At 73.0% G+C, this 12,259-nt stretch carries 11 protein-coding genes; 6 read left to right on the top strand and 5 right to left on the bottom strand.

Annotated elements, in window-relative coordinates; genetic code table 11:
• Window position 1 precedes the first annotated feature (1 nt).
• Window positions 2-1,540, bottom strand: a complete 1,539-nt coding sequence (locus ACLE50_RS04870; RefSeq protein ID WP_410942119.1) for an aldehyde dehydrogenase family protein — start codon at window positions 1,538-1,540, stop codon at window positions 2-4.
• A gap of 126 nt (window positions 1,541-1,666) precedes the next feature.
• Window positions 1,667-2,326 carry an endonuclease NucS gene (gene nucS / locus ACLE50_RS04865; RefSeq protein WP_410942118.1) on the bottom strand — a complete coding sequence of 220 codons (660 nt, stop codon included), beginning with the start codon at window positions 2,324-2,326 and terminating at the stop codon, window positions 1,667-1,669.
• 24 nt (window positions 2,327-2,350) lie between these two features.
• Between nucS and ACLE50_RS04860 the strand changes: the two genes are divergently transcribed.
• Both ACLE50_RS04860 and ACLE50_RS04855 read left to right on the top strand, forming a co-directional pair.
• Window positions 2,351-2,905, top strand: coding sequence for an NUDIX domain-containing protein (locus ACLE50_RS04860; RefSeq protein ID WP_410942117.1), 555 nt, complete (start codon window positions 2,351-2,353; stop codon window positions 2,903-2,905).
• 59 nt (window positions 2,906-2,964) lie between these two features.
• A complete protein-coding gene (locus tag ACLE50_RS04855) occupies window positions 2,965-4,284 on the top strand; it encodes a GAF domain-containing sensor histidine kinase (RefSeq protein WP_410942116.1) in 1,320 nt (439 codons plus the stop codon).
• Here ACLE50_RS04855 and ACLE50_RS04850 read toward each other — a convergent pair.
• Together ACLE50_RS04850 and ACLE50_RS04845 are read right to left on the bottom strand one after the other, a co-directional pair.
• A complete protein-coding gene (locus ACLE50_RS04850; protein ID WP_410942115.1) occupies window positions 4,247-5,485 on the bottom strand; it encodes a cytochrome P450 family protein in 1,239 nt (412 codons plus the stop codon). The genes ACLE50_RS04855 and ACLE50_RS04850 overlap by 38 nt on opposite strands.
• A gap of 43 nt (window positions 5,486-5,528) precedes the next feature.
• Window positions 5,529-6,266: a TetR/AcrR family transcriptional regulator gene (locus ACLE50_RS04845; protein ID WP_410942114.1), complete on the bottom strand. Its 738-nt coding sequence runs from the start codon at window positions 6,264-6,266 to the stop codon at window positions 5,529-5,531.
• Between the two features lie 100 nt (window positions 6,267-6,366).
• Here ACLE50_RS04845 and ACLE50_RS04840 point away from each other — a divergent pair, with 100 nt between their 5' ends.
• The 4 genes from ACLE50_RS04840 (at window position 6,367) to ACLE50_RS04825 (ending at window position 10,855) form a co-directional block, all read left to right on the top strand.
• Window positions 6,367-7,140 (top strand): enoyl-CoA hydratase-related protein, encoded by a 774-nt coding sequence (locus tag ACLE50_RS04840; protein ID WP_410942113.1) that lies wholly within the window; start codon window positions 6,367-6,369, stop codon window positions 7,138-7,140.
• Between the two features lie 50 nt (window positions 7,141-7,190).
• Window positions 7,191-8,075 (top strand): transporter substrate-binding domain-containing protein, encoded by an 885-nt coding sequence (locus ACLE50_RS04835; protein WP_410942112.1) that lies wholly within the window; start codon window positions 7,191-7,193, stop codon window positions 8,073-8,075.
• Window positions 8,076-8,136: 61 nt separating this feature from the next.
• The gene (locus ACLE50_RS04830) at window positions 8,137-9,246 is read left to right on the top strand and encodes a methyl-accepting chemotaxis protein (protein ID WP_410942111.1); all 1,110 of its coding nucleotides are present in this window, start codon (window positions 8,137-8,139) and stop codon (window positions 9,244-9,246) included.
• Between the two features lie 157 nt (window positions 9,247-9,403).
• Window positions 9,404-10,855 (top strand): HNH endonuclease signature motif containing protein, encoded by a 1,452-nt coding sequence (locus ACLE50_RS04825; protein ID WP_410942110.1) that lies wholly within the window; start codon window positions 9,404-9,406, stop codon window positions 10,853-10,855.
• Between the two features lie 35 nt (window positions 10,856-10,890).
• On the opposite strand, the gene ACLE50_RS04820 is transcribed toward ACLE50_RS04825, so the two are convergent.
• The gene (locus ACLE50_RS04820) at window positions 10,891-12,195 is read right to left on the bottom strand and encodes an MFS transporter (RefSeq protein WP_410942109.1); all 1,305 of its coding nucleotides are present in this window, start codon (window positions 12,193-12,195) and stop codon (window positions 10,891-10,893) included.
• Between the last annotated feature and the right edge of the window lie 64 nt (window positions 12,196-12,259).

Here is a 12,259-nt window from a genome sequence, read left to right as displayed (position 1 = left end):
CCTACCGGCCGTAGCGGGCGCGCACCAGCCCGACCAGCGTCGACATCGTCCGCGACGTCCGCTTCACGCTGGTCACGACGAGCGGGATCGGGAACCGCAGCCGGGCCACCGACTGCGCGCGGGTGAACTCGCGCAGGCCGTCGGCGCCGTGGATACGCCCGAAGCCGGACTCCCCCACCCCGCCGAAGGGCAGCGACGGGATTCCGGCGAACGAGATGACCCCGTTGATCGACACCATCCCGCAGCGCAGCCGTGCGGCGATCTCCTCGCCACGCTTCGCGGAGAACACCGTGGCCCCCAGGCCGTAGCCGGTGGCGTTGGCGCGCCGCACCGCCTCGTCGACGTCCGGCACCCGGTTGATCACGACGAGCGGGCCGAAGGTCTCCTCGGTGACCGCGACCGAGTCCTCCGGCACGTCGACGATCACCACCGGGTCGATCCGGCCGTCGTCGCGCACGGAGTCCGCGCCGCCGAGCACCGCCCGGCCACCGCGTTCGAGGGCGTCGGTGACGTGCCTGCGGACCACGTCGGTCTGCGAGGACATCGTCATCGGGCCGAGGTCGCCCTCGTTCGCGGCCGTCCCGACCTGCAGCGCCGCACCCAGCTCGCGGACCCGCGCGACGAACCGGTCGGCGACGGCGTCGGCGACGTAGACCCGCTCGACGCCCACGCAGGTCTGGCCGGCGTTGGACATCCCGCCCCAGACCGCGGCGTCCGCGGCGGCCTCGAGGTCGGCGTCGGCGTCGACGATCAGCGCGTCCTTGCCGCCGCACTCCATGAGCACCGGGACGAGGTTCTCCGCGCACGCCGCCATGACCTTGCGCCCGGTCGGGGCCGATCCGGTGAAGGCGATCTTGGCAACGCCCGGGGCGGTGCACAGCGCCGCGCCGGTGGCGCCGAAGCCGGTGACCACGCTCAGCAGCGGGTACCGGCCGACCTCGGGGACGGCCTCGGCCAGCGTGCGGGCCAGCTCGTGCCCGACGCCGGGGGTCAGCTCGGAGGGCTTGAACACGACCGTGTTGCCGGCGGCGAGGGCGTAGGCGATCGAGCCCATCGGGGTGAAGACCGGGTAGTTCCACGGCCCGATCACCCCGACGACGCCGAACGGCCGGTAGGCCACCGACGCCGCCTGGTTGGCCATCAGCAGGCCCGGTGAGACCGAGCGCCGCCCGAGGACCTTCTCCGCGTTCGCCGTCGCCCAGTCCAGGTGGTCGATGACCAGGACGACCTCGAGCCGGGCGTCGTCGAACGGCTTGCCGGTCTCGTCGGCGACCACCCGCGCGACCCGGTCCAGCTGCCCGGCCAGCACCTTCCGCCACGCGACGAGCCGGGTGCGGCGCTCGCGGAAGCTCAGCCCACCCCACCACGCCGCCGCCTCGGCGGCCGCGTCGACGGCGGCGCGCACGTGCACGTCGCCGTGGACGGGGTAACGGCCGAGCTCGGCACCGGTGCGCGGCGCGAGCGAGGCGAAGGTCTCGGTGGGAGCCGGGACGGCACCGGGCCGGGAGTCGGAGGCGGAGTCAGCAGCGGTGGCACTCACGAGCGCAGACTAGACGCCCGCGCGGCGTTGTCCACCGGTCTCCGGTACCGAAGAAACACAGAACTACCGAAGGGACACAGAACATTCGGTCCGGGCCGGACACAGAAACCTCGGGCCGGGCCGGGCTCAGAACAGCGTCATGTCCGAGGACTGCATCCCGCGCAGCGCGTCGTAGTCCACCGTGACGCAGCGGATCCCCCGGTCGGTGGCCAGCGTCTTCGCCTGCGGCTTGATCTGCTGCGCGGCGAAGATCCCCTGCACCGGTGCCAGCAGCGGGTCGCGGTTCATGAGCTCGAGGTAGCGGGTCAGCTGCTCGACGCCGTCGATCTCCCCGCGGCGCTTCACCTCGACCGCGACGTGGCCGCCGTCGGCGTCGCGGCAGAGCAGGTCGACCGGCCCGACCGCGGTCATGTACTCGCGGCGGACCAGGGTGTACCCCTCGCCGAAGGTCTCCGGGTGCGCGGCCAGCAGCTCCTGCAGGTGGGCCTCGACGCCGTCCTTGACCAGGCCCGGGTCGACGCCGAGCTCGTAGGACGAGTCGTGCAGGACCTCGTCGATGGTGATCACCAGCGACTCGTCGGCCTTGTTCTTCACCGTCCAGACGCCCGGCTCCTCGGTGAGCCAGCACGGCGGTGACATCCAGTTGAGCGGCTTGTAGGCGCGGTCGTCGGCGTGGATGCTCACCGATCCGTCCGCCTTGACCAGCAGCAGCCGCGGGGCCATCGGGAGGTGGGCGGTCAGCCGCCCGGCGTAGTCCACCTGGCAGCGGGCGATGACGAGACGCACCCGGCTCACTGTAAGGAAGGCCCGATGCACCAGTCTGGGCGGGTGATCGAGCAGACCTCCACCCGCCGGGTCTACACGAACAACTGGATGACCGTCCGCGAGGACGGCATCCGCCGCCTCGACGGCACCGAGGGGATCTACGGCGTCGTCGACAAGCCGACCTACGCCCTGGTGATCCCGCGCGACGAGGACGGCCGCCTGCACCTGGTCGAGCAGTACCGCTACCCCGTCGGGGCGCGCCGCTGGGAGTTCCCGGCAGGCACCGCACCGGACCGTGCCGATCAGGACCCGGCCGAGCTGGCCGTACGCGAGCTGGTCGAGGAGACCGGGCTGGCCGCGGCCGGGATGACCTTCCTCGGGATGCTGGACGTCGCACCCGGCATGTCCAGCCAGCGCGGGCACGTCTACCTCGCGACCGGGCTCACCGCCGGGCCGCCGCAGCGCGAGCACCAGGAGCAGGACATGCGCGCGGCCTGGTTCACCCCCGCCGAGTTCGAGGACATGGTGCGCCGCGGCGAGCTGACCGACGCCCAGACCCTCGCCGCCTGGGCGCTGCTGGCCCTGCACGACAAGGACTGAGGCTCGCTCCGCCCGGCGACGGTCGAGAACTGTCGGGGTACACCCCTACTGTGGGTCCCATGACACCGATCACACCGGGTGCGGTCGTGGAGGCGGGGGTGTCCGGCCCCGGGCGCGGGCTGGGGCTGGGCGACCCCGAGCGGGAGAACGCGGTCCTGCTCGACATCATCGAGGCCACCGCGTCCGGGCCCGGGGTGGAGCCGCTGGCCGCGGCCGTCGCCCGGGTCATCACCGAGGCGACCGCGACCGACGTGTGCTTCGTACACGTCCTCGACGACGGCGACACCGCGCTCACCCTGGCCGGCGCCACCCCGCCGTTCGACGCGCTGGTGGGGACCGTGCACCTGCCGCTCGGCGAGGGCGTGAGCGGCTGGGTCGCCGCGCACCGGGAGCCCGCGGTACTCACCGAGGACAAGACCGCCGACCCGCGCTACCTGCCGATCCCGGAGCTGCGCGGCGAGGACTACACCTCGATGGTCTCGGTGCCGATGATCTCCGAGCCGTACGGGCTTGCCGGGGTCCTCAACGTGCACACCGTCGCCCGCCGGGAGTTCGGCGACCGCGACGTCCGGCTGCTGCTGGCGATCGGGCGGCTGCTGGCCGCGGCGCTGCACCAGGCCCGGATGCACCGCAGGCTCGAGGCCCGCGAACGCGCACACGAGCGGTTCGCCGAGCAGACCGTCACCGCGCAGGAGACCGAGCGGCGCCGGCTGGCCCGCGACATCCACGACGGGATCTCCCAGCGGCTGGTCACGCTGTCGTTCCACCTCGACGCCGCGGGCACCCTGCTCGACCACGGTGACGACGACGAGGCCCGCGCCCAGCTCGGCCACGCGGCCGGGCTGGTGGGCACCACCCTGGACGAGGCGCGTGCGGCGATCGGCGCACTGCGCCCGCCGGTGCTCGACGACCTCGGGCTGGCCGGAGCGCTCGCCGCACTGGTCCGGGACCTGCCCGGCATCGACGTCCGGCTCGACCTCGACGACCGGCGGCTGCCCGACCACGTGGAGGTCGCGCTCTACCGGATCGGGCAGGAGGGGCTGCAGAACGTGCTGAAGCACGCGGCGGCGCAGCAGGTGCTCGTCCGGCTGGCGGCCGGGGACCACGGCGTCCGGCTGGAGATCATCGACGACGGCCGCGGCTTCGCCCCGCACGGCGAGCCGGGCCGCGACGACGGCTACGGCATGTCCTCCATCCGCGAGCGCGCGGAGCTGATCGGCGGCGCGGCCGAGGTCCGCTCGGCCCCCGGCGAGGGGACCTCGGTGCTGGTCACCGTGCCCGACGCCCCGGCGACCGACGTCCCGGCCGACGAGCAGGCGCCGGACACCGGGGTGCCCGGGATCAGTGCACCCGCACCGGCAGTTCGGCCACCGAGCTGAACCCCGGGCGCGGCTCCCACACGATCTCCGACGCCGGCACGGCGAGGGCCAGATCCGGGAACCGGTCGAACAGCATCCGCAGCGCCACCTCGCCCTCCTGCCGGGCTAGTGCCGCGCCCAGGCAGTAGTGCGGCCCCTGGCCGAACCCGAGGTGCCCGTCGCCGGGGCCCGCGTACCGGCGGACGTCGAGCTCGTCGGGATGGTCGTAGGCGCGCGGGTCGTGGTTGGCCGGGAGCAGCCCGGCGATCACCGGCGTGCCGCGGGCGATCGTGGTGCCGCCGAGCTCCAGGTCCTCGGCCGGGTAGCGGAACTGGGTGAACTGCACCGGGCCGCGCAGCCGCATCAGCTCGTTGACCGCGCGCGGCCACAGCTCCGGGTCCTCCCGCAGCACCGCGAGCTGGCCGGGGTGGATGAGCAGGGTGAGCACCGCGTTGGTGATCAGGTGCGCGGTCGTCTCGTGCCCGGCCATGACCAGGGCGAACACCATGGTGACCAGCTCGGTGTCGGAAAGGCGGTCGCCGTCGTCCTCCTGGGCCCGGACCAGGCCGGAGATCAGGTCGTCGGCGGGTGCGGCACGGCGGGCCGCGACCAGCTCCTGCACGTGATCGACGGCCGCGCGCAGCACCGTCGGGGTGCGCTCCGGGTTCAGCGCGACCATGTCGCGGCCCCACTCGTGCCACTGCGGCCGCTGGTCCTCCGGCACCCCGACCAGCTCGCAGATGACGGTGATCGGCAGCGGGTAGGCGAAGGCCTCGACGAGGTCGACCGGACCGTCGGCGGCGGCCATCCGGTCCAGCAGTGCGGCGGTGATCTCCTCGACCCGCGGCCGCAGCCCCTGCACCCGCTTCACCGTGAACGCCCGCGAGACCAGCTTGCGCAGCCGCGCGTGTTCGGCGCCGTCGGTGGTGAGGATGTTGCGCAGCAGGTACTGGGCGAGGTCCGCGGAGATGCCGAGCTGCTCGAAGATCGCCGCGCGCATCGGGTCCGCGGCGTTGCCCGCGAGCTCGGGGTCGGTGACGAAGCGCGGGTCGGTGAGCACGGTGCGGACGTCGTCGTGGCGGGTCACCATCACCGCGGGCGGCGAGCCCATCATCGACACGGTCCGGACGGGCGCCTGTTCCCGCATCCGGGCGTAGGCCCCGTACGGGTCGGTCATCAGCTCCGGAGCCAGCAGGTCCTGCGGTTCGGCCGGTGCGGTCATGGCGATCTCCTTCGGCCCGGGGTGGTGGACCCGGATGGCGGGATCAGCGGACGCGGTTGCGCCACTCGTCGTCGAGGTGGTCGAGCAGGGGGCGGTAGAGCGCGGCGATCCGCGCGGCGAGGGCCGGATCGGGGTCCGGGCCGTCGGCGTGCCCGCCGAGCAGGCCGCGCACGGCGTGGTCGAGCAGCTCACCGCGCCGGTCGGCGTCGGCGGGAGCGAAGGGGTCCTGCTCCGGTGGCCATCCGGTGGTGGCGAAGAAGCCGTAGCAGACCGCCCCCCAGGCGTGGATCTGCTCGTCGGCGGTGAACCCGCCGACCTCGATCAGACCCGTCTCGCGCAGCAGCCGGAAGTGCTCTCGGACCGCGGAGTTCCGCCATTCCTGCAGGGCGCCGAGGGTCCCGGAGGCCTCGTGGGCGAGGCGGCCCAGCACCTCGCCGTCGCCGAGGTAGAGGGCGCGGGAGACGTCGTCGGCGCGGAGCCGGTCGTAGAGGACCCGGGTCATGTGCCACGGCAGCGCGACGGCCGGGTCGAGCGTCATCTGCTCGGCCAGGTCTCCGAACAGCCGCCGCTGGGCGCGCAGCAGAACGGTCAGGAACAGCGCGTCCTTGGTGCGGACGTGCAGATAGACCGTGCCCTTGCCGACGCCGGCGTGCCGCGCGACGTCCTCGACGGTCACCCGCCGGTAGCCCCACCGCACCAGCAGCTCCGCGGCGGCGTCGAGCACCCGCTCGACCCGCTCGCCGTCGGCCCCTGCCACACCCTGCTCGGTCGGTACGGCCACCGCTCCCCCTCGCCCACCCACGCCGTGACCAGATAATGAAATCTGGTCAGACAGTCACGGTAGACCCGTGCGACGGTGTTGTCGAGATACGGTCGGGGTCATGGCCGACTACGAGCACCTGCTGGTCAAGCAGGACGGCGACATGGTCCGCATCACGATGAACCGGCCGCAGCGGCGCAACTCGCTCTCCGAGGAGCACCTGCGCGAGCTGCTCGACGCGTTCGAGACCGCATCCCGCAGCGACGCGACCGGCATCGTGCTCGCCGGGGAGGGCCCGGCCTTCTCCTCCGGGCACGACTTCGGGGACGTCGCCGAGCGCGACCTGGCCGAGGTCCGCGACCTGTTGCAGCTGTGCACGTCGGTCATGCGCACCATCGAGTCCGCCCCCCAGGTGGTGATCGCCCGGGTGCACGCGACGGCGTGGGCGGCGGGCTGCCAGCTCGTCGCCTCCTGCGACCTGGCGATCGCCGCCGATTCCGCGACGTTCGCGCTGCCCGGCGGCAAGGGCGGCTGGTTCTGCCACACCCCCGCCGTCCCCGTCGCGCGCTCGATCGGCCGCAAACGGCTGATGGAGCTGTCGCTGACCGGCGACCCGATCGACGCCGCGACCGCCGCCGACTGGGGCCTGGTCAACCACGCCGTACCCGACGACGAGCTCGACGCCCGGGTCGAGGACCTGCTCGCCCGCGCGACCCGGGGCAGCCGGTTGTCCAAGGCCGTCGGGAAGCAGACGCTCTACGCCCAGCTCGACCGCCCGGAGGACGACGCCTACGCCATCGCCGGCGAGGTGATGGCCTCGATGTCGCAGTCCGGCGGTGCGCGCGAGGGGATGGAGTCCTTCCTCGGGAAGCGCGCCCCGGAGTGGCCCGACTAGACCGCACGCGGTGATCGCCTAGGCTCTCCCGGACCATGACTCCCCGACCGTTGAGCCGACGGCGCCTGCTCGGCGCCGCGGCGGCACTCGGCGGTGCGACGCTGGCCGGTCCGTTGCTGACCGGCTGCGGCCGGGAGGCTTCGGACCCGCTGACCCGGCTTCGCAGTGGTGGCGACCTCGTGATCGGGCTCGACGGCGAGCGCCCGTTCGGCTACATCGACGGATCCGGGCGACCGACCGGGGAGAGCCCCGAGGTCGCCCGTGCGGTGGCGCGCGACCTGGGCGGCAACGGCGTCCTCGCGGTCCAGACGTCGTTCGACCAGCTGATCCCGGAACTCCTGCAGGGCCGGGTCGACATGGTCGCGGTCGGGCTGACGATCACCCCGCTCCGCTGCCAGCAGGTGACCTTCTCCCGGCCGGACTACATGTCGCGCAGCGCGCTCGTCGTACGGGAGGGCAACCCGCTGGGCGTGGCGACGCTCGCCGGGGTGGCACGCAGCGGGGCGACGCTCGCCGTCGTCAGCGGCGGCGCGGAGGCCGAGTTCGCGGTCGCCGCGAACATCCCGCCGGACCGCATCCAGTACGTGCCGGACCAGACGACGCTGGTGAACGCCGTCGCCGACGGCCGCGCCCAGGTCGGCGCGCTGACCCGGGCGTCGCTGCTCGCCGAGGTGCGTGCCGCGGCCGGGTCCGGCGTCGAGGTCACCACCGGGTTCACCCCGATGATCGGCGGCCGGCCGGCGATCGGCGCAGGCGGCTTCGCGTTCCGCCCGTCGGACACCGAGTTCCGCGACGAGTTCGACCGGGCGCTGACCGCGCTGCACGACTCCGGGCGCTGGCTGCAGATCACCGAGCCGTTCGGGTTCACCCCCGACGACGTCCCGCCGCCGGGCCTGACGACCGCACAGCTCTGCGCCCGTACCGCGCAGCCCTGACCACCCCGTACGGGTGCCGCTCCGGCCCGCACGCGGGGCTCCGCGGTGCGAGGATCGCGCCATGGCCCTGCGCATCGCCGGGATACCCGTCCTCTTCGGCCCCTCCGACATCGTCGCCGGGGCGTCCGTCGCGGCCGACCGGGCCGGGAGTCTCGCGGCCGAGGTCTCCGCACTGCCGGCCCGGGCCGGCGCCCTGCTCGACGAAGCCGGCTCGCTCGTCGTCCGGATCGGGGTGATCGCGGGACGGGCGGAGGCACTGCTGGACCGGGTCGACGGCGTCGTCGACCGGGTGGAGGGTGTCGCCGGCGGCGCCGAGGAGCTGATGGGCCGGGTGGCCCGCGTCAGCGCCGAGGCCGAGACGCTGGTCGGGACGGTGTCCGGGGTGACCGAGGAGGCCACGGTCCTCGTGCGCGACGTCTCCGGCGTGACCGACGAGGCCACCACGCTGGTCCGCAACGTGTCGGGCGTGACCGACGAGGCGACCACGCTGGTCCGCAACGTCTCCGGTGTCACCGACGAGGCCACCGAACTCGTCCGCAACGTCTCCGGGGTGACCGACGAGGCAACCGTCCTGGTCCGCAACGTGTCGGGAGTGACCGAGGAGGCGACCACGCTGGTCCGGGACGTCACCGGCGTCACCGACGAGGCGAAGACGCTCGTCCGTTCGGTCGGCGGCATCACCGACGAGGCCGGCAACCTGATCCGCCAGGTCACGGTCGTCTCCGACGAGGCGGGCAACCTGGTCGAGCAGGTCTCGGTCGTCACCGGCTCCGCGACCGGCATCGTCGACGCGGCGCGCGAGGTGACCAACCGGGCGTCCGGAGTCGTCGACGACGCCGCCGACGCCAGCCGCGAGGCCGGCGAGCTGATCGACCTCTACGGTCCGATCGCCCGGTCCGCGGCACCGCTCGCGCAGCGCTTCGTCGAGGAGCTGTCCGACGAGGAGGTCCAGGCCGCGATCCGGCTCGTCGACCAGCTCCCGAAGCTCACCGAGCACATGGAGACCGACATCATGCCGATCCTGGCGACCCTGGACCGGGTCGGCCCGGACGTGCACGAGCTGCTCGACGTCCTCAAGGACGTGCGGCAGGCGATCAGTGGGATTCCGGGATTCTCGTTGCTGCGCAAGCGTGGCGAGGAGCGCGACGCCGAGCGGAACGGGAACGACTGAGGTCGTGGCCTCCCGACGGGAGGTCGCCACGGCGGAATCGCACTGACGATCATCCGGATCGCAGTCGATCATCACGAATTCTCCGGCGCGCACCGAATCGTCACGATCACCGGAGCGGCCACTTCCCGATCGTTCGGTGCCGAACGTTTCGTGTCATATGATTCGCCGACCGAATGGTTCGGCACGCAACAACAGCCTCTTCGTCGAGCGGTCGAAAAAATGCGCCCGACAACTGTTGATCAAACACTTGTTCGAGTACACTCGAGTCATGCCCAGCGACCGGCTCGCGAACGCTCATCGCCTCCTCACCGAGGCGATGAGCACACTGGCCGCTGCCGCCGGCCCGGGCGCCGACGCCGCCGACCGACTGTCCGTACTGACCCTGTGCGCGGGCGTGCGGCGTCAGGCCGACCAGCTGACGGTGTCCACCCTGGCCGACCTGGACCGGGAGGGCGCGTTCGCAGACCGTGGTTACAGGAGCGCCGACGCCGCCCTGTCCGACCTGCTCGGCGTCGACCGGCGCGACGCGAAGAGGTTCACTCGCGCCGCCGAGCACGTCCACCGGCGCACCGATGCCACCGGCGCAACATTGCCGCCGGCGCTGCCCGCGACCGCGGAGCAGTTCGCCGAGGGCCGGATCGGTCTCGCGCACGTGGACGTGATCGCCACGGCGATGAGCTCCCATGCCGCGCAGCGGGTCCCGGCAGAGGCGCTCGCCGCGGCCGAGCGGCAGATCGCCGAGCACGCCGCCTGTTTCACCCCGAACGAGCTGCGGTCCTTCGCCGTCGGCCTGATCGACGAGCTGGACGAGAACGGCCCCGACCCGGACGACGAGCCGGCACCCGACCTGAACACGCTCCAGGTCGTCGCGAACCGCTCCGGCGCCGGCGGACGGATCACCGGCCGCTACGACGACGCCGCCATGTTCGACGCCGTCGCGACAGCGATCGACTCGCTGTCGGCACCGCGCGGCGAGGCCGACGAGCGCTCCCCGCAGCAACGCCAGGCCGAGGCGCTCCATGAGATCTGCTCCACCGCGCTGGAACGCGACGAGCTGCCCGAGACCGGTGGACGTCGTCCTGTCGTATCGGTACTGATCCGGCTCGAGGACCTCGAGCGGCGGGCAGCCGGCGCGCTGCTGCACTTCGGTGGGCAGTGCACACCGGAGAGCCTGCGGATGCTGGCCTGCGACGCCGCCGTCGTACCGGTCGTGATGAACGGCAAGGGCGAACCCCTCGACGTCGGGCGGGCGCAGCGCACCATTCCGACCGGAATGCGCCGCGCGGTCACCGCCCGGGACAAGGGATGTGCACATCCGGGCTGCGATCGGCCACCGTCGTGGTGCGACATCCACCATATCGTTCCGTGGGAGATGAACGGCCCGACAGAGATAAGCAATCTGGTCATGCTCTGCAAGGCGCATCACCGGTTGATACACAAGCCCGGATGGTTGGTGCGCATTCGCGACGGGCTGCCCGAGTTCATTCCACCGGCGTGGATCGACGCCGACCGCCGGCCTCGGCGGCAGCCGAATCTGCTCGTGCCCGACACGGGCCGGATCCCCGTGCCCGAACCGCGCATGGGCGAGAAGGCGACGGTGCCGGGATGAGCGCACGGGCCTTGCCGAAGGGCACAGCCGTGCCCTCACCGCGCGATCGGCGCCGGCTCCCTGCCAGCCCGGAGCCCCAGGGCCAGCACGGCGGCACCGACGCAAGCCACACCCGAGACGTACCAGACCGCGTCGTAGCCACCGGAGACCTCTCGTCCCACGCTGCCCAGGTACGCGGCGGACGCGGCTCCCAGCGCGTGCACCGCGCTCACCCAGCCGAACACGATCGGACCGTTGCCGGGCCCGAAGTACGTCCGGCACAACGCGATCGTCGGCGGAACGGTCGCGAGGTCGAGCAGCCCGTAGGCCACCGCGAACCCCACGGCGGCCGTCCCGGCACCGGGCCCGAGCACCGACGGCAGCAGCACGAGGCTGACCGCCCGTGCCCCGTAGTACCCGACGAGCAGCAGCACCGGGCCGTAGCGGTCGGTGAGCCAACCCGACGCCGCCGCGCCGACGACGTTGCACACGCCCATGACCGCGAGCAGCCCCGCCGCGACGACGGTCGGCATACCCACCTCGCCTGCGGCCGGGACGAAGTGGGTCATCATGACCCCGTTCGTCGAGGCACCGCAGACGCCGAACGTCAGCGCGAGCAACCAGAACGCGCGTGTCGCCAGCGCCCGCCGCAGGACGACGAGCGCCCGGCCGAGCCCGCCGTCGGCACGGGCGGGCGGCGGCACGAACCCGGTCGCACCGTACGGCCGGGTCCCGACGCTCGCTGGGTGGTCGCGCACCACCAGCAGCACCGGCAGGACCAGCAGCAACGACGCACCGCCGACCGTCGCGACGCCGGCCCGCCACCCGTGGTGGTGCATCACCCACGCCAGCAACGGCATGAGGACCATGCCGCCGAACATGCTCGACGACGTCAGCACCCCGCTGACCAGCCCGCGCCGGGCGTGGAACCAGCGCTCGGTCACCACCGCGCCGAAGGTCAGCGACAGCGCCCCGGTGCCCAGCCCGACCAGCAGCCCCCAGCCGAGGATGAGTTGCGCAGGCAGGGACATCGTCGTCGTGACCAATGCTCCGGCGACGACCAGAGCGAGGGCGAGCAGCGCGACCGGCCGGATCCCGAACCGGTCCATGGCGGCCGCGGCGAACGGCGCCGTGAGCCCGTACAGCGCCATGTTGATCGCGAAGGCGGTTCCGAGCACCCCGCGCGACCAGCCGAGCTGCGCGAGCACCGGCTCCGTCAGCATGTTCGGTACCCCGGTCGACCAGCCCTCGGTGACGATCACGAGCGCCACGACGGCGGCGACCCACCAGGCACGGTGGATCCGGGGGCGCTGGATCCGGGGGCGCCGGATCCGGGGACGGGGAACACGGAGAGCGTGCATGCCCCGAGCGTCGGCCGTCGGTCCCGCCGCGACGAGTGGCCGGATGGACAACATGTGTGAGGAT

The sequence above is a fragment of the Pseudonocardia phyllosphaerae genome (assembly GCF_046546475.1).
GTDB classification, from domain to species: Bacteria; Actinomycetota; Actinomycetes; order Mycobacteriales; family Pseudonocardiaceae; genus Pseudonocardia; species Pseudonocardia phyllosphaerae.
Note: the sequence above shows the minus strand (reverse complement) of the source record. Positions and strands in the feature narration are given on the sequence as shown.